Raw genomic sequence first — 17,400 nt, 5'->3', positions numbered from 1 at the left:
CGGACTTCGGCAAGAACGATCAGGGCGTTTCCAACGCGGGTTTCGGCCGCTGAACCGCCGTCTCGCGCACGAACGCCTTGTTCGACCGGCCATCGTCGTCGTCGCCGAAAGCGATCAGCCGGGCGACTAGGGCGCGGCGGGCATGATGGGGCGTCAGCGTATGGTCGGCGGCGGCGAGGCCGAGCCTCGCCACGCCGCGCAGCGCGTCGAGCCGCCGGCCATCCGGGCCGAAATGGCGGGCGATCTCCTTCAGGCTGAGGTCGCCCTCGGAGGTAACCATCAGCACCTTCACGCCGCGGGCGCACAAGGCCCGCATCCAGCGTTCGACCGGCGAGCGGCCGATCAGCCGCTCCGGCACGGCGAGCGCGGTCTTGACGAGTTCCAGCCCGCGCCGGATGGAGAGGCGGCCAATCTTCGAAGCGCCGGCACGCAGCGTCGTGCCGATCGCCGGCCGCGAAGGCTCCTGCGGTGCATCGCTGTCCGGCCCACGCACGGCCTTGGCGTTCTCGTAGACCTTCCACGCCGCGAGATCGAGCGCGTAGGAACTGTTCCAGGCAAAGCACAGCGGATTGATCATCGTCAGCCGCCGCACCCGACGGTCGGCGCGCGCCGCGTGGAAAGCCTGGAAGGCGCCGGAACAGGTGCCGACCAGCCCGACCTCGCCGAACCCCGCCTGCCCCATCCAGTCGATGACGCGCATGACGTCGCTGCTGGTGCGGTCGTCGTAAAGGAACAGCCGGTCCTCGGCGGGGGCGGCACTCTGGCCGATGCCCGGCAGGTCGATGCGCAACGAGGCTATGCCTTCGGCGGCGAGTACCCGCGCCGCCTCGACCGTGCCGCGCGCCCAGCCGACATGCGCCACCGCGCCGGCATTGAGGAAGACCACGGGCGTTGCGGGCGCGGTGCGGATTTCGGGCCGGCACAGTACGCCGCAGATCTCGCTGCCGCCGCCGATGACCACCGGCTCTTCGCGCCAGTCGGGACCGACGAGGATTTGTAGCTCGTTCGAGCGGTCGGCGACGCCCGGCGCTGTGGCCTGTTCCGCGAGACGCGCGATCCAGCTGGCGGCGAGGTCGAGCGTCGGTTCGGGAATCCGGTTGGCGGTCGGATCGCAGACCAGGTGGACATAGCCTTCGAACTCGGCGACCGCGACCTCGGGCACGATGCCGCCGCGTTCGGACCGCAGGCTTTCCGGATCGGGAATCCTGCCGTTGGCAAGCACCAGCATGTGCGGCACGACGGCTTCGGCCAGCGCCTGCTGCCAGTCGAGCTCCGCCAGCGCCGCCAGCGTTTCCGAAGACAGGTGAAAGCCGGCGACCTGGCGGCCGTCGAACGGCTCGGCCGGTCCGGCTTTGGCCGCCAGCGGCGCGTCGATCATGCGCGACAGCGCCGTCATCTCGCGCACATAGGCCTTGCCGGAAGCGGGCGGTGCGAGCAGGGCGAGGCCGGCGACGTCGTCGCGGCCGGCAGCCGCCAGCGGCGCCAGCAGCGCGCCCAGCCGGAAGCCGACGATGACGACGTCCCCGACGCCCGTCTCGCGCTTCAGCCGATCGACGGCGGCACCGATGCTTTTCACCCACGCCTCGACGCGGCCCGGATCGGTGTGGTCACCGGCGGCATCGCCGCAGCCGGGATAATCGAACTGGAGCACGGGAAGCCCGGCCGCCGCGACACGGCCCGCCAGCAGCGTCAGGAAGCGGCGGCTGCACAGGTCCTCGAAGCCGTGCGCGCCGGCAATGACGACGCCGCGACGGCCGCTGGCCTCGTGCAGCCAGCCGATGGTTGCGTCGAAGACGAGCGGCCTCATGTCACGACCTCGGGTGTCTCGAAAACCATCACGGCGCCCGAAACTGGCCTTTCCGGCCGATAGGCCGCGCCCTTGTCCGCATTGAGCGCCGTCACCATGCCTGCCGGGTCTGCGTCCGCCGGGCCGAACAGGCGCACGGTGCGTTCACGGCCGGGCAGGAGATGAAAGCCGTTGTCCTCCGGCCGGAACGCGGTGTCGCCGGCGATGTCGACGTGATAGGCGGCGCGGCGGCAGGCGAGCACGAGTTGCCAGCCTTCCTCCGAACGGTCCAGCCGCGCCGTTAGGCCGACGTCGCGGCGCGCGGTCATGGCGCCCGGCAGGACATGGACGGCCTCGGCCAGCACCACGCCATTCTCGTCCTCGAAGCGCGCCACCGTCAGTTCGTGGCCGGCGGGACCGAAGCGATAGGCATAGGAGACGTCGAAGAAGGCGCCGAGAAGCTCGAACACCGGCAGCGTCAGGCCGCCATGCGGCGGCAGCTCGATCGCCCGCTTGCCGCCGACGACAGCGACCGCGCCATCGCGCAGGCAGGACACCGTGAGCGTGCCGCGCAAGGGTGCCGGGCCGTCGTTGATGAGATGTACGTCCAGCCCGTTGACTCCCTCGTCGGAGAGGATCAGCCGCGTCGGCGCGAAGGCGCGCTTCAGCGCATGCCAGACCGATTTCGGCCGGCCGGCGGCATCGACCACGCCCCAGCCGGCGCCGATCGCCAGATCCTTCCAGAACAGCAGCAGCGCGCCGGCCGTCGGCGAGGCGGGGCGGCGCCACTCGTCGACGGTGCGCTCGACCACCTCGGCGGTGACGGCGCGCGACAGGTCGAGATACCGCGCCGGGTCCTCGCGGCGCAGGCGGCGCGCGTCGACCGCAAACAGCGTCTCCAGATAATGCTCGCGAATGTCCTCGAAATCCCACGAGGCGCCGGCATCGCGCGGCACGCCGACCTTCCAGCGCGGATCGTGCACCTGCGGCACCGGCAGATGCGCGTCCAGCGTCGCCTGATCGGGCACGTTGGCGAAGGCCAGGCATTCGGACGCGAAGCGCACCTCCGCGCGGCGTGCGTCCTCCAGCGGCCGGCAATAGGCGCCGACGCCGTAATAATGCATCGGCCCACCGGAAGCGGCGAAAGGCAGGCTGCCGCCGTGGGGCGTGGAAGGGACGAGCACGAGATCCGGACGCAGCGCCTCCGCCACCGGCCGCACGACCTTGTCAAACCATGGCGTCGCATCGATGCCAGCCGGCAGGCCGAGCATCGTCGCCTGCTGGGCGATCTCGCTGCCGCCACACAGCACGACAAGCGAAGGCGAAGACGCAAGCCGCCTGAGCAGCGCCGCGACCTCACGCCCGAGCGCCGCGCACCAGCCTTCGTCCTTTGCCGGGTAATCGAAATTGGCCAGCATCAAGTCCTGCCAGACGAGGATGCCGAGTTCGTCGCACAATGCGTGGAAATCGTCGGATTCGTAAGTGAAGGTGCCGGCGACGCGCAGCATGTTGACGCCGGCATCGCGCACCAGTTCGAGGTCGCGCGCCAATGCGGCCTCGTCTCCGGCAAGCGCCACCGGATCGGACGGCGTCCACACCGCGCCGCGGCAGAACACCGGCACGCCGTTGACGAGAAGCCGGAAGTCGGACCCGTCGGCACCGCGGTCAAGGGCGATGCGGCGGAAACCGACGCGGCCGAGATCGTGGCGCGTGGCGCCGAGGCGCACGGAGACGCCGTGCAGTACCGGCTTGCCGTGGCTGTTCGGCCACCACGGCGCGACATCGGGAACGTCCATTTCCGCGACGAGGCGGGTCGGCGTTTCACGACGCAGCGGTACCGTCACACCGGCGCAGGTCACGGTCGCGTCGCCGGCGAGCGGCGCCGACAGGTCGAGCGCGACCGAAAGGCGGCCGGTCGCGCCGTCAAGATCGGCCCGCAACATCCTGTCGAGGATACGCGGTTCCTTCCCTTGCTGCACCAGCCGCACCGGCCGCCACGGCCCGACGACATCGAAGCGCGGGCACCAGCCCGGCATATGGCCGATCAGCGTGGTGCGCACCAGCCGAAGACGCTGGTCGTTCATCATGCGCGGTTTCCAGCGGGCGCGCGGCCCGGAGAGCGTCTCCAGATGCCTGTCGAGGCTGCGGAAGGCGATGGCGAGCTGTTCGCCGCCGGCAAGATCGACCTCGACCGCGCAGGGCTCGAACATCGAGGTGGAGGTGGCGAGAAGCTTGTCGTGCAGCCAGATTTCGGCGACGGTCGCCAGCCCCTCGAAGACGAAGCGTACCGGCCCTTTCGCATCGAGCCGGCAGCGATACCAGACGTCCTTGTCATGCAGCGGCGTGGGCTGCGTGCGATCCCAACGGCCGTGCCGCTCCAGCGTGGCCGCAGCCGTGCCGGGGCATTCGGCCGCCAGCCACTCGGCGTACGGATCGATCGCGGCGGGGGCCGGCCATGCGCCGGCATCCGAGACGGCCATCGACCATCCCGTGTCCAGCACCCGATCCGCGCCGGAGACCGGCACCATGACGTCCATCATCGTCTCCCGGCGGCTCAGGCCGCCTTCGAATCCGCCCGTGCCGACAATCGCGCTTCCAGCGCCGCGATCACCGCGTCGTAGGCTTCGGCCATCGGGGCAATGCTCTCGGCCAGCCCGTCGAAGCGTTGCCGCGCCATGGCGCGGGCGAGCTTGAACTGGATGGCCTTGGCACCGTCGGCGATGCGCTCGGCGGCACGCGCCGGCGCGTCGAAGTCCATGCGGGCTTTTATCTGCAACCAGTCGAGATGGCTGGCCAGAAGCTCGAAGTTGGCGCCGACCTGCCTCAGCGTATTGAAGGCGTAGGTGTGGAAATAGTCCGGCGCACGGCCGGCCAGCCCGCGGGCGTGATCCTCGAACGCCTCGGCATAGCATGCCAGCGGATTGCGCCTCGGCCGTCGTTCCAGATGGCCACGCAGAAGCTCGAGCGCGGCCGTCGCCGGCTCTTGCCGGTCCGGGGCGCCGAACTTGACGAACTCGGCATAGGGAAACAGCGGCAGGCCGCCGGCCGGCGCATTCCGGTACGGGCCGAAAAGGCCGTCGTAGTCCTCGCCTTCCAGCGCGAAATAGCCGTCGTTGTGGAAGTAGTGCATGCGGCGCGCTTCGGGATCAAAGGCATTGACGCCCACGGTCGTCTTGGAATGGCCGCTGCGGTAGGTGATGCCGGCCGTGTCGGGCAGGAAATGGGCGTCGAGTTCGACCAGCGGCAGGCGGCCGCGCCCGATCTGCACAAGGATATGATCCTCCAGCCGGTCGAAGATCGCCAGTTCCTGGATGTCGATGCCGGCAAGCCGCTGAAGGTCGGCGCTCGGGAACTTGAAGAAGGTGAACTGGTCGCCCTCGAAGTCCTGTGCCACTGTAAAGCCGAGTGCGGCGACCGGGTCGTGTCCGGTCGCGTGCATCACCTCGACCAGCAGGTCGACATAGCAGTTGGTCTGCGGCCAGCGGCGCTCCGCGTCGTGCAGCGGATGCGACCGGTAGCCTGCCGGGTCGAGCCCGGCTATTGCCGCCTTCATCGTCACTCGCCCCACAGGACGGCGCGCACGCCCGCCGGCCAGGCTTCGATGTCCGGGCCATGATGGCGGAACAGCGCCAGCGCCACGCGCTCCAGCCCGAAGCCGACGCAGGCCGAATGGCAAAGCTCGCCGTCGGCGAATTTCAGGCCCCAGGTCTGGCCGAAATGGTCCTGGTGGTAGTTGAAGGACAAGCAAGCGGTCGGCTTTTCGATGCTGGTCACCGGAATCAGCAGCTCGAACTTCAGGCCCTGGTCGCGCTGGTTGTTGGCCATCATCTTGCCGCCGCGGCCGAAGAACGGATCGTTGGCGAGGTCGACGTCGCAGGGCAGTTCGAGAGACTCGATCATCGCCTTGCCGCGCGTCAGCCAGCTTTCGCGGAAGGCGCTGACCTGTTCGGCGGTGCCGATCTTGACGAACTCGCGCATGCGGAACAGCTGCATGCGGGCCGGGTCCTGCGACGGCTCGTGGCGGAAGCAGTAGGACGACAGCTCGAACAGCACGCCCTCGGCCGGCACCGGGCCGCGCGCGGCGACCGTCGGATAGAGCGGATAGCAGGCCGCCGGGGTCAGCGCGACGTTGGTGGCCTTCTGAAGCTCGGTCCAGTCCTCGCCGGTCGCCATCATGTTGAGCAGCGAGGCATGCTCACGCTCACCGCCCATGAAGGAATGCACGCAGCCGGCGAGCTGCGGGAAGGACTTCATGTAGCCGCTCTTTTCCAGCGTGGCGCGGCTCATGCCCGGCGGGAAGTGGATTCGGGTCGCCTTGTCGGGCGCGCCGAGGCGGGTGACGAGGCGCTCGAAGCGCTCGATCACTTCCTCGAAAGCGCCGGAGCGGCCGTAGAGCCCGTCCACGCCCGTCTCGAACAGGATGCCGTTGTCGAACAGGCTGTCCAGCAGGGTCTTTGCGTCGAAAGTCTTGGCGTCCATGGTCAGCCCCCCAGGCTGGTGTCGAAGCGGCTCATCAAAAGCAGCGTCGCGGTGTTGGAAAGGATACGGTCGTTGGAGATCATCACCGGCGCGGAAGCGGTGTCGCGCAGATGGCGGCCGACGCTGAACGGCGTGCCGTTCTTGTAGCCGAGGATGCCGTTGACCAGCAGCGCGATGCGCACCACCTCGCCGGCCTTCTCGCTGGCGGCCACTTTAAGCGCATTGATCTCGGCGGCGAAACCGATCGAAGACAGCGCGGCGTCGTCGCCCCGAGCGGCATCGACTTGCGCGGCGTCGAAGCGGTGGATGGCGGCCATCAGATGGCCCTTCATCTCCTGCAATTTCGCCGCAGCTTCGGCAAGCCGCAGCGCGCCGGGCGGCAAGGTGCCGTCGGTCTGCTTGCGGGCGGCCGCCTTGACGAAGGCCTGCGCGCGGTTGAAAGCATCGGCGGCGATGCCGAACCAGGTCGCCGCCCAGTAGATGTGCGAAGACGCCAGCATCGACTGCGCGGCGATCTCTGAGAACGGTTTGGGGAAGATCTGCGCCGCGTCGCCGGCCGCCTCCAGGTGGAAGCCGTCGGAACAGGTGCCGCGCATGCCGAGGGTGTCCCACACCACGGTGCGGTCGATCGTGCGGTTGGCGTCGTTGGGGATCACCACCATGATCTGGTCGGAGCTTGCCGCGTCCGGCGCGCGCCGGGCGGTGGCGAGGATGGCGTCGGCATAGTTGCCGTAGGAAATGACGATGGCTTCCTTGGTAAGCCGGAAGCGGCCGTCCTCGACCTCGATGGCACAGATGGAGTTGCGCAGGTTGCCGCCGATGCCGGCCTCGGTGGTGGCCGACGCCATCAACAGTTGCTCGGCGACGATGCGGCGCATGTAGGCGCGGTGCCACTCGCTGCCGATGCCGTGCATGACGAAGCTCGACGTCTTGATCTGGTGCATGGCGTAGATCATCGCGCTCGAGCCGCAGGCCTGGGCGAGCTGCGCGATCAGGTCGGCGACGGCCGCGGTGCCGAGGCCCTCGCCGCCGTATTCGGCGGGAATGGCGACGCCGAGCAGGCGTTCGCGCTTCAGCGCATCAATGGTTTCCGCCGGGAAGCGGCCTTCGCGATCGACGGCATCGCCGTGCTCGACCGCCACCGCCGCCACCCGGCGCATGCGCTCGGCAGGCGCCTCCGGGGCCGCCGCAGGAGCGGCGACATCGATCTTGCTCAGGACATTCATGGTCAGGCCGCCTTGCGCGTGATCTGCGTGACGGCATCGGCGATGTTGGCAAGCGAGGCGAAGGTGCGGCGCGTCAGCATCGCTTCGGGAAACTCGATGTCGAATTCCTCCTCCAGCGCCAGCATCATCTGCACCGAGGCGAACGAGGTCAGCCCCGCGTCGTAGAGATTGGCGTCGTCGCTGAGCGCCGAGAAGTCCAGCGGAATCATCGGATGGCCGGACAATAGCGTGCGGATGCGGTCGATCATGGTGGCGTCCCTGCCCTGTTGTGCTTGTGGGAGGACAAGTCGCACGTCCATGGCAACCGCCGCGTTAACGATTTGCGGAAGCTGGAGACAGGCTTAAGGATCGGTATCGAGGACCGGCACAATTCGAGCGATCGGCAAAACAAGCGGCGCGCGCAAGGGGATATCGTACGACAGGGTTGTGCCGTCCTCCGGTAAGAGGAAGGCTTGGCGTTGCCCTGATGGGGCGCGAACAGCGCAGCATCGGGCAATGCCCCTTTGCGGCACGCCTCGTCGGCCCCTATGACGCCATCAGCCTGTCGAAAACCGGATCGGGATCGTCGACCTCGACCAGCCGCTTGCCCGCGATCACCCAGATCCGCGTCGCGACCGCCCTGACGAAGGCGCGGTCGTGGCTGACCAGCAGGCAGGCCGCGCCCTGTTCGACCAGTTCGCTCTCCAGCATGTCCTGCCCCTCGATGTCGAGATGGTTGGTCGGCTCGTCCAGCAGGTAGAAGTTCGGCTGGGCGAGGCGCAGCAGAAGCATGGCGAGGCGGGCGCGCTGCCCTCCCGACAGGCGCGAGACGGGTGCGGCCTGCGCGTCGACGCCGATGCCGGCGCCGGCGAGTTGCGCGCGCGCCTGGTGATCGGTCGCGTCGCTGGAGCGCTTGACGGCGTCCCACGGCGTCGGAAACGCGTCGAGCTGGGAGAGCGCCTGGTCGGAATAGCCGAGCCTGAGGCTGGCCGCGCCGCGGATGGCCGCGTCGGGGGCGGCGAGCGCCGCCCTCAGCCTGTTGACCAGCCGCGTCTTGCCGGTGCCGTTGGCGCCGAGCAGGACGATGCGGTCGCCGTTCTCGATCCACAACCGCCCGGTGCGGAACAGGAGCCGGCCGTCCGGCGTCTCGACCGCCGCGTCGTCGATCGAGACCAGCGCCTTTGCATGGGTGCCGCTGTTGGAGAGGCGGATGGCGCCGGCCGAGCGTTCCCGGTGCGCGGGCCTGGCCCGTTCCTCCAGCCTGTCGGCGCGTTCGGAAAGCTGCTTCGTCTTGACGACCAGCAGGTCGGAGCCGGAATTGATGCCGATGTTCTTGAGCTTCGCCGCCTGCTGCCGCAGCGCCCTGACCTTGCGCATGTCGTTGTCGAACTGCCGGCCGCGCGCGGCGTCGCGCTCCTCCAACGCCTGCAGGGCGCGGGAATAAGGCAGGGCGAAGTCGAGGCTTTCCTGAGGGCGCAGGAACAGGGTGCGGTTGGTCACGTCGTCGAGGAATGCCCGGTCGTGGCTTGCCGCCACCACCGCGCAATCGTGCGGCAGCGCGGCGAGGAAGCGCTCCAGCACACCGATGCGGCCGATGTCGAGATGGTTGGTCGGTTCGTCCAGCAGGATCAGGTCGGGCTCGACGATCGCCGCGCGCGCCAGAAGCATCGTCCGCTGCCAGCCGCCCGACAGCTTGCCGACGGCGCGGTCGCGGATCGCCTCGTCGACTTCGAGGTCGTCCAGCAGGATATCGACCCGCCAGTCTTCCGTCTCGGCAAGCTCGGGCGAGAGCGCGTCGCGCACCGCCTCGCGGAGCGTCATGGCGAGCAGCCGGGCGGGCGGGTCCTGCGGGGCGGTAGCGACGACGAGGCCGCGTGAGCGGGTAACGGTGCCGCCGGTCGGCGCCTCATTGCCGGCGACGATGTGAAAGAGCGAGGTTTTGCCGCGCCCGTTGGCGGCGACGAGGCCCAGGCGGTCGCCCTTGGCGATGGAGACGTTCAGCCCGGTAAACAGGGCTTCGGTGCGGATCAGCGAAAGGTCTTTGACGGCGATCAGGGACATTGTGGTCTCACTTCAGGTCAGGAAGCGCGGCAGGCGCGCCGGTGAGGCTGACAGTGAGACGGCGATGCGTTTCCCGATCAGCCCCGCGAGGTCAGGCGCGGGGCTGAGACAGGTCCGCGGGTGCGGTTATGGAAGCACTGGCAAAGCACCAGCTTCCCCCTTCTCGGTTGCAAAACGTCGCGGCGATGTACCAAACCGGCCGCAGCGAGGCAAGACCGGCGGAAACCGAGCTGCGTTCCGGGACGCCACGAAGTCCTTTTCTGCTGGAAATACCGGAGCCCGGACCTACCGGTCGGGCCAGAAGTTGCCTTCGGTGCCGACGATATGGCCGGGCTGGAACGCTACCCTGACGGTGGTGATCGGGCCGAGGTCGTTCCAGGTGCTGCGGTAGAGGACAAGCAGCGCGCGGCCGGGTTGCGTCCCGAGAAGCCTGGCATCGCGCCGGTCGGCGTTCTCGGCCGAAAACGCCATTTCGGCGCGCAGGTAGGGCGCGTTGCGCACCAGCCATTCGTTGGCGTTCAAATGCCGCATATCCACCCCGGTCAGCGCCGGCGTGGCGCGAAGGTTGAGCCAGCGGTCCTCCAGCTGGAAGGGCCGATCGTCGGCATAGTGTATGGCCCGCATGCGCACCAGGACCTCGCCTTGAGCCAAGCCGATCCGCGCGGCGACCCCGGCGGGAACCGGGCTCCTGCGCTGCGCCACGACCCGATAGCTGTAGGCCATGCCGGCCTGCTCGACCTGCTCGCGCACGATGGAGATGGTGAAGGACGCCTTGCGCACCGGATCGACAGTCACGCGCGTACCGGCCTTGCGGCGACGGTCCAGCAGGCCGTCGTTGGCCAGAAGCTGCAGGGCCTTGTTGACGGTGGCGCGCGCGGCGTCGAACTCGATGGCGAGGTCGGCTTCGTCGGGGATGCGGTCGCCCTGGCGCCATTGCCCCTCGACGATGCGGCGGCGCACCTCGTCGGCGATGGTCCGCGCCTTGGATGACGCCGCTCCGGCTGCCATCGCGATCTCCTCCTGACGCCCCGGTCCGCATGAACCGGCAATGACAAGTTTAGGCACGGAATCAGAATAAGTCTAGACATAGAGAATTCGATATGTTTAGACTTAAAAATCACGAACCGGCCGGGAGGAGCGCCAGATGCAGGTTCTCGACAGGGCCGCAACCGCGGCCGATGAAACGGCGGGCAGCCGGCCTGCCGCGTTTTTCTTTGGTTTGGCCGCATGAGCGGCCCGCTTGCCGGCATCAAGGTGCTCGACCTGTCGCGCGTGCTGGCGGGGCCGTATTGCACGGCGCTGCTGGCCGACGTCGGCGCCGAGATCGTCAAGCTCGAGCCGCCTTCCGGCGACGACTACCGCCATATCGGCCCGTTCAAGGACGGCGAGAGCGCGCTGTTCACGCTCAACAACCGCGGCAAGAAGAGCGTCGTGCTCGACCTGAAGAAACCGGCCGACCTCGAACTGGCGCAGGCGCTCGCCGCCCGTGTCGACGTGGTGGTGGAAAACTTCCGCCCCGGCGTGGCCGCCCGGCTCGGCCTCGGCGCCGAGGCACTGCGCAAGGCCAATCCCCGGCTGATCTACTGCTCCATCTCCGGTTTCGGGCAGGAAGGCCCCTTCAAGGACCTGCCGGCCTACGACCTGGTGGTGCAGGCGATGTCCGGCCTGATGGCCGCGACCGGCGAGGACGGCGGCGCGCCGCTGAAAACCGGCGAAAGCATCGCCGACCTGATCGCCGGCCTGTTCGCAAGCTGGTCGATCATGGCCGCTCTCGTGCAGCGCAACGCGACAGACCAGGGCGCGGTGCTGGACATTGCGATGTACGACGCGCTGTTTTCCATGCTGACCACCAGCCACGCCCAGCATTTCTATGGCCGCGTGCTGCCGGGCCGTGTCGGCAATCGCCATCCGCTTTCCACGCCCTTCGGCTGCTTCAGGACCAGCGACGGGCAAGTGGTGATCGCGGTGCTGAGCGGCGGGCAGTTCCAGCGCCTCGCGGCGCTGATCGGCAGAGCCGAGATCGCCAACGACCCGCGCTTTGCCTCCGACTCTAGTCGCACCGAGCACGAACCGGCGCTGCGGGCGCTGATCGAGGAATGGTCCGGACGCCTGACCACCGAACAGGCCGTCGCCGCATTGGCCGCCGAAGGCCTGCCGACCGCGCCGATCTGGGACATCGCGCAGGCCGCCGACAACGAGCATGCCGCCGTGCGCGGCCTGGTGAGCCGGCTTGCGCATCCCGTCCTCGGGAAAACCCCGGTTGTCGGCCAGCCGGTTCGGTTCGACGGCGTCAAGCCGGTGGCCGCGTCGGCCGCCCCCCGCCTCGGCGGCGACCTCGCGGCCGTGCTGAAGGAATTCGGGCTGGAGGAGCGCGCATGACTGCGATCGACGATCCCTGGCACATGCTCTCCGAGGAAGAGCGCCTGTTCTGCGACGTGCTGGAGCGCCTGTGCGCCGACAGGATCGCGCCGCTGGCGGCCGAAACCGACGAGACATCGCGCTTCGTGCATGAGCAGCTCGCAACGCTCGGCGAAGCCGGCATGATGGGCGCCAATTTGCCGGACGCCTATGGCGGCGGCGGCATTTCCGCGCCCGCGCTGTTGCGTGCCGTCGCCATCGTCGCCGGCGCCTGCGGCTCGACCGCTTCGGCGCTGACCGCGCATTATCTGGCGACCGATTCCATCCTGATCGGCGGCACCGAAGCGCAAAAGGAAGAATGGCTGCCCAAGGCCGCCAGCGGCGAGGTGCTCGCCGCCTTCGCGCTCACCGAGCCCACCGCCGGCTCCGACCCCGCCGACATGAAGACGCGGGCGCGGCGCACCGAAAAGGGTTGGCACCTCAAGGGCACCAAGTGCTTCATCTCCAACGGCGGCGTCGCCGACGTCGTCGTGGTCTATGCCGTGACCGATCCGGACAAGGGCCATCGCGGCATCTCCGCCTTCCTGCTGCCGAAGGGCACGCCCGGCTTCGAGGCCGGCCCGGCGGAAAAGACCATGGGCCTGAAGGGCGGCCACGTCTTCACGCTGAACCTCGATTGCGAACTGCCCGAAAGCGCGCTGCTGGGCGAGGAAGGCAAGGGCTTCCGCACGGCCATGCAGGTCCTCGACAACGGCCGTGTGGAGGTCGCCGCCCAATGCCTCGGCCTTGCGGGCGCGGCGATGAAGGCGGCGATCGCCTATGCGAAGGAACGCGTCATCGGCGGCATTACGCTGTCGGAGCGCCAGGGCATCCGCTGGATGATCGCCGACATGGGGCTCGCCTGGCATTCGGCGCTGCTCCTGTCGCAGGAGGCCGCGCGCCAGCGCGACCTGGCGCACCGCCATGGCGGACGCTTCTCGGCCGCCTCGTCGATGGCCAAGCTCGGCGCCTCGGAGGCCGCGGGAAAGATCGCCGACACCGCCCTGCAATTGCACGGCGGTTACGGCTATACTCGCGATTTCCCCGTCGAGCGGATCGCCCGCGACCTGAGGATCATGCGCATCTATGAAGGATCCAGCGAAATCCAGCGCATCATCATCTCGGGCAACATGCTGGCCTGACAGGAGGCGGATCGTGAACGACCGAGGGGACGATGCCCGCTACAGTTTTCTTGCAGACGGAAGCACGCTAGATCGTTTCACCGTTTCACGGAAACGGCGCAACGATCTATCTCTTTGTTTTAGCCGCATTTGTGCGACGCCAGACGATTCCGTCTGGCTGCAAAATGCTCTAGCGCCAGGAGACGATTGACGCAGGCGTCCATTCTCTGACCCTATCAAGCGCCGTTGGGGGAGTGGCGGCGCGCGATGAATTCCCGATAGTTCACTCGTCCATCAAGGAGAACGACGATGACCTTTTCCAACGCACTGAAATCCGCCCTGCTCGGCCTGGCCGTGCTTGGCCTGACCGTGCCGGCCATGGCCGACCAGCTTGCCGACATCAAGGCCAAGGGCAAGATCGAGACCGCCACGGACATGCACTATGCGCCCTTCGATATGCTGAACAACGGCACCTACGAAGGCATGACCAAGGACCTGTTCGACGGCGTGGCCAAGGAAATCGGCGTCGAGCCGGTCTACCAGGACATTCCCTGGACCGCCGAGCTGCCGGGCCTTGAGGTGAAGAAGTTCGACATCGTCATCGCACCGGTCACCATCACGGCCGAGCGCCTCGAACGCTACGCCTTCACGCTGCCGATCGCCGACGCCACCGTGGCGCTGGTGCGCGCCGCCGCCAACACCGAGCTGAAGAATCCCGAAGACATCAAGGGCAAGACCGTCGGCGTCCAGCAGGGCACCGCGCAGTTCAAGCAGTTGCAGGCCTTCGGCGACAAGCTCGGCGGCGTCAACGTCAAGGAATACGGCACCACCGACGAGGCCTATGCCGACCTCGCCGCCGGCCGTCTCGACGCCGTCGCCGGCTCGCTGCCGAACCTCACCTATCTGGTCAAGAGCCGTCCCGAGACGTTCGCCATGTTCGACAAGGCCACCTTCGGCCAGCCGACCTATTTCGCCTGGGTGGCGCGCAAGGACGCCGATAGCGAAAGCTTCGTCAAGGCGATCAACGACGCCATGCTGAAGATGACTGACGACGGCCGCATCAAGGCCATCCAGGAAAAGTGGCTGGGCACCTACACCGAGCTGCCGCGCGAAGTTCCGACCAAGTAAGGCCTTAGAGCGGGCGGGAGTGATCCCGCCCGCAACCTTCCATCCGCCCCTTGGCGGCAAATGGAGCATCGATGTTTTCGATCCCCGTTTTCCTGAGCAGTTTCGAGCCGCTCTTCTGGGCGGCGCGCTTCACGCTGCTGATTTCCGTCCTCGGCATCGCGCTGGGGCTGGTGGTCGGCGCGCTGATCTGCGCGGCGGCACTGTCGCGCACGCGCTGGCTGCGCTGGTTCGCGGCGCTCTGGGTCAGCTTCCTGCGCGGCGTTCCGCTGCTGGTGCAGCTCCTGCTCGCCTATTACCTTTTGCCGGTCATCGGCATCAACGTGCCGGCGATGGTCGCCGCCGTGGTGACGGTCGGCATCTGTTCCAGCGCCTATGTCTCGGAAATCTGGCGCGGCGCCATCATCGCGCTGCCGAAAGGCCAGACCGAGGCGGCCACCGCCATCGGCATGCTGCCGCGCGACATCTGGATCAGGGTGATCCTGCCGCAGGCCTTCCGCTACTCGCTGCCGGCGCTGGTCAACGAACTGATCCTTCTGGTCAAGGCGTCGTCGCTGGTCTCGGTCGTCGGCATCCTTGAGGTGACGCGCGCCAGCCAGGCGCAGGCCGCCACCACCTTCCGGCCGCTGGAAGTCTACATCGCGGCCGCCTGTATCTACCTCGTCATCAATCTCTGCTTCGCGGCGCTCGGGCGCTACCTCGAGCACAGGACGGCCGTCTGATGGACCCGAGCATCCTGCTGCAATACTGGCCGATCCTGCTCTCCGGCTTCAAACTGACGATCCTGTGCTGGGTTCTCGGCACCATCTTCAGCATGATCCTCGGCCTGATTATCTCGCTGGCGCAGCGCTACGGGCCGCGCCCCCTCGGCTGGCTGATCCAGGCCTATATCGAGGTCATCCGCGGCACGCCGTTCCTGGTGCAGCTCTTCGTTCTTTATTACGGCGGCCCGCTGCTCGGCCTGCGCCTCGACGCACTTCCGGCGGGACTACTCGGGCTCAGCGTCTACGGCAGTCCCTATTTCGCCGAGATCTTTCGCGCCGGCTACCTCGCCGTGCCGGTCGGGCAGTTGGAGGCGGCACGCGCCATCGGTATGTCGGAACTCACCATCGTTCGCCGCATACTGTTGCCGCTCAGCCTCGTTTCGGCGCTGCCGGCACTGGTCAACTTCTCCATCATCCTGACCAAGGAGACGGTGATCCTGTCCATCATCACCGTGCCGGAGCTGATGTATTCCGTGCAGCGCATGTCCACCGAGACCTTCCGCTACCTGGAAGCCAACTTCATCCTGGCGCTGTTCTTCTGGCTCCTGGTCGAAACCATCTCGCGCGCCGGCCGCTGGCTGGAAACGCGCATCACCAGACATCTGATCGAAAGGACGTAGGATGATCGAAGCCTCATCCGTCGAGATCCGCAAGGTCAACAAGTTCTACGGCCCCTTCCAGGCATTGAAGGACGTGAACCTGTCGATCCTGCCTGGCAAGGTCACCTGCCTGATCGGACCTTCCGGTTCGGGCAAATCGACGCTGCTGCGCTGCATCAACTTCCTCGAGGAATACGATTCCGGCGAGATCGCCATCGACGGGCAGTTGATCGGCTATGCGACGCCCGGCGGCCGCAGGATGCCCGGTCGCAAGCTGCGCGAGATGCGCCGTTCCATCGGCATGGTGTTCCAGCAATTCAACCTGTGGCCGCACATGACCGCGCTGCAGAACGTGGCCGAGGGGCTGATCCGCGTGCGCGGCCTGCCGAAGGCGCAAGCCGAGGCCCGCGCCGCCGAGGCGCTGAAGAAAGTGGGACTGGCCGACAAGATGGCCAACCATCCCTCGCGCCTTTCCGGCGGCCAGCAACAGCGCGTGGCGATCGCCCGGGCGATTGCCATGGAACCGCGCCTGATGCTGTTCGACGAGCCGACCTCGGCACTCGACCCGGAGCTGGTTGGCGAGGTGCTGAGCGTCATGCGCACGCTCGCGACCGAAGGCATGACCATGGTCGTCGTCACCCACGAAATGGGCTTCGCGGCCCATGTCGCGGATCAGGTCGCCTTCATGGAAAAGGGCGAACTGGTGGGCGTGGACGCACCGGGCAAGATCCTGCACCATCCCGAGGACCCGCGCATCCAGGCCTTCCTACGCACCTATCACGAGCGCAACAGTTTTTGACCTGCCGCCGCCAGCGGTGCGGAGTTCGGACGTCGCCCACCCTTCTATCGCTACCCGGGCACGACTTTAGCCACGCCCTGCAAGGCGCGTGGGGAATGATGACTGGAAGCTGAAGCCAGCCGTCAGCCGACGAAGGCGCGCTCGACGACGAAACTGGCAGGCGCGCTGAGAGACCCCTCGACGAAGCCGTGGTTCTCGGCCAGTTCCTTGACGTCCTTCAGCATCTCCATGGAGCCGCAGATCATCACCCGATCGGTTTCCGGGTTGAGCGGTTCGACGCCGAGGTCGGAATAGAACTTGCCGGAGCCGATCAGCGCAGTGATGCGGCCCATGCAGTCGCTCTGCTCGCGCGTCGTCGAATTGTAGAGCGTGAAGCGGCCCTCGGTCAGTTCGCCGATCAGCGGATCGTCCTTCAGCGACGCCGCAAGTTCCTGGCCATAGACCAGCTCGGCCCTGTCGCGGCAGGTATGGGTAAGGACAACCTGATCGAACTTCTCGTAGGTGTCGGGATCGCGCAGCAGCGAGGCGAAGGGGGCGATGCCGGTGCCGGTCGAGATCATGAAGACGCGCCTGGCCGGGGTCAGCGCGTCGAGCACCAGCGTGCCGGTCGACTTCTGGCGCATCAGCACCGTGTCGCCCGGCTGGATCTTCTGCAAATGCTGGGTTAGCGGGCCGTCGGGCACCTTGATGGAGAAGAACTCCAGTTCCTCGTCCCAGGCGGGGCTCGCCACCGAATAGGCGCGGAACACCGGCTTCTCGGCATTCGGCAGGCCGATCATGACGAACTCGCCGGAGCGGAAGCGGAAGGACTGCGGACGGGTGATGCGGAAGGAGAACAGCCGGTCGGTGTAATGGCGCACCGACACCACCGTCTCGGCATAGACATTGGCGGGAATGGGGAACTGCGGCGCGCGCGGCTCGGGTGCAAGGGCAGACGTCATGCGGAAACATCCTGCGGCAAAGACGAAGGGCGTTATCGTGCGGCGCTGAACCAGTCAATCGGGCGGCCTGTCACAGCGCCCTCGTCACGGCCCCGCGCATCAGGCCCCACGTATCAGGCCCTT

General features: G+C 67.5%; 15 protein-coding genes. 6 read left to right on the top strand and 9 right to left on the bottom strand.

From position 1 onward, the window contains the following. Positions 1–19: 19 nt before the first annotated feature. The 8 genes from FGU64_RS18625 to FGU64_RS18590 form a co-directional block, all read right to left on the bottom strand. Complete coding sequence (locus FGU64_RS18625) at positions 20–1,807, bottom strand: alpha/beta fold hydrolase (protein WP_139954523.1); 1,788 nt, start codon at positions 1,805–1,807, stop codon at positions 20–22. Beyond that, positions 1,804–4,326: a glycoside hydrolase family 2 protein gene (locus FGU64_RS18620; RefSeq protein ID WP_139954522.1), complete on the bottom strand. Its 2,523-nt coding sequence runs from the start codon at positions 4,324–4,326 to the stop codon at positions 1,804–1,806. Before FGU64_RS18620 ends, FGU64_RS18625 begins: the two co-directional genes overlap by 4 nt. Positions 4,327–4,340: 14 nt before the next feature. Beyond that, the gene (locus tag FGU64_RS18615) at positions 4,341–5,339 is read right to left on the bottom strand and encodes a DUF1839 family protein (RefSeq protein ID WP_139954521.1); all 999 of its coding nucleotides are present in this window, start codon (positions 5,337–5,339) and stop codon (positions 4,341–4,343) included. Positions 5,340–5,341: 2 nt separating this feature from the next. Beyond that, positions 5,342–6,265 carry an amino acid--[acyl-carrier-protein] ligase gene (locus FGU64_RS18610; protein WP_139954520.1) on the bottom strand — a complete coding sequence of 308 codons (924 nt, stop codon included), beginning with the start codon at positions 6,263–6,265 and terminating at the stop codon, positions 5,342–5,344. 2 nt (positions 6,266–6,267) lie between these two features. After that, complete coding sequence (locus FGU64_RS18605) at positions 6,268–7,425, bottom strand: acyl-CoA dehydrogenase family protein (protein ID WP_180375732.1); 1,158 nt, start codon at positions 7,423–7,425, stop codon at positions 6,268–6,270. 68 nt (positions 7,426–7,493) lie between these two features. Then, complete coding sequence (locus tag FGU64_RS18600; protein WP_139954518.1) at positions 7,494–7,739, bottom strand: acyl carrier protein; 246 nt, start codon at positions 7,737–7,739, stop codon at positions 7,494–7,496. A 277-nt stretch (positions 7,740–8,016) separates the two neighbouring features. Beyond that, a complete protein-coding gene (locus tag FGU64_RS18595; protein ID WP_139954517.1) occupies positions 8,017–9,531 on the bottom strand; it encodes an ABC-F family ATP-binding cassette domain-containing protein in 1,515 nt (504 codons plus the stop codon). Between the two features lie 285 nt (positions 9,532–9,816). Then, entirely contained in the window at positions 9,817–10,539 is a 723-nt protein-coding gene (locus FGU64_RS18590; RefSeq protein WP_139954516.1) for a GntR family transcriptional regulator, read from the bottom strand. Positions 10,540–10,758: 219 nt separating this feature from the next. Here FGU64_RS18590 and FGU64_RS18585 point away from each other — a divergent pair, with 219 nt between their 5' ends. The 6 genes from FGU64_RS18585 to FGU64_RS18560 all read left to right on the top strand — a co-directional run bounded on the left by FGU64_RS18585 (position 10,759) and on the right by FGU64_RS18560 (position 16,336). Beyond that, complete coding sequence (locus FGU64_RS18585; protein ID WP_139954515.1) at positions 10,759–11,910, top strand: CoA transferase; 1,152 nt, start codon at positions 10,759–10,761, stop codon at positions 11,908–11,910. Then, positions 11,907–13,070: an acyl-CoA dehydrogenase family protein gene (locus tag FGU64_RS18580; protein ID WP_180375568.1), complete on the top strand. Its 1,164-nt coding sequence runs from the start codon at positions 11,907–11,909 to the stop codon at positions 13,068–13,070. Before FGU64_RS18585 ends, FGU64_RS18580 begins: the two co-directional genes overlap by 4 nt. A 288-nt stretch (positions 13,071–13,358) precedes the next feature. Beyond that, positions 13,359–14,177 carry a transporter substrate-binding domain-containing protein gene (locus FGU64_RS18575; protein WP_139954514.1) on the top strand — a complete coding sequence of 273 codons (819 nt, stop codon included), beginning with the start codon at positions 13,359–13,361 and terminating at the stop codon, positions 14,175–14,177. A 71-nt stretch (positions 14,178–14,248) separates the two neighbouring features. Next, complete coding sequence (locus FGU64_RS18570) at positions 14,249–14,896, top strand: amino acid ABC transporter permease (RefSeq protein WP_139954513.1); 648 nt, start codon at positions 14,249–14,251, stop codon at positions 14,894–14,896. Next, positions 14,896–15,558 carry an amino acid ABC transporter permease gene (locus FGU64_RS18565; protein ID WP_139954512.1) on the top strand — a complete coding sequence of 221 codons (663 nt, stop codon included), beginning with the start codon at positions 14,896–14,898 and terminating at the stop codon, positions 15,556–15,558. The genes FGU64_RS18570 and FGU64_RS18565 overlap by 1 nt, the downstream gene beginning before the upstream one ends. 1 nt (position 15,559) lies before the next feature. Continuing rightward, positions 15,560–16,336 (top strand): amino acid ABC transporter ATP-binding protein, encoded by a 777-nt coding sequence (locus FGU64_RS18560; RefSeq protein ID WP_139954511.1) that lies wholly within the window; start codon positions 15,560–15,562, stop codon positions 16,334–16,336. A gap of 122 nt (positions 16,337–16,458) precedes the next feature. Here the strand turns inward: FGU64_RS18560 and FGU64_RS18555 are convergent, their stop codons facing one another. Continuing rightward, positions 16,459–17,277: a ferredoxin--NADP reductase gene (locus tag FGU64_RS18555; protein WP_139954510.1), complete on the bottom strand. Its 819-nt coding sequence runs from the start codon at positions 17,275–17,277 to the stop codon at positions 16,459–16,461. Between the last annotated feature and the right edge of the window lie 123 nt (positions 17,278–17,400).

Origin of the sequence: Mesorhizobium sp. 8 (assembly GCF_006351905.1) — a bacterium.
In the GTDB taxonomy this organism is placed as follows: domain Bacteria; phylum Pseudomonadota; class Alphaproteobacteria; order Rhizobiales; family Rhizobiaceae; genus Mesorhizobium; species Mesorhizobium composti.
This window is presented reverse-complemented; position numbering and strand designations above follow the sequence as displayed.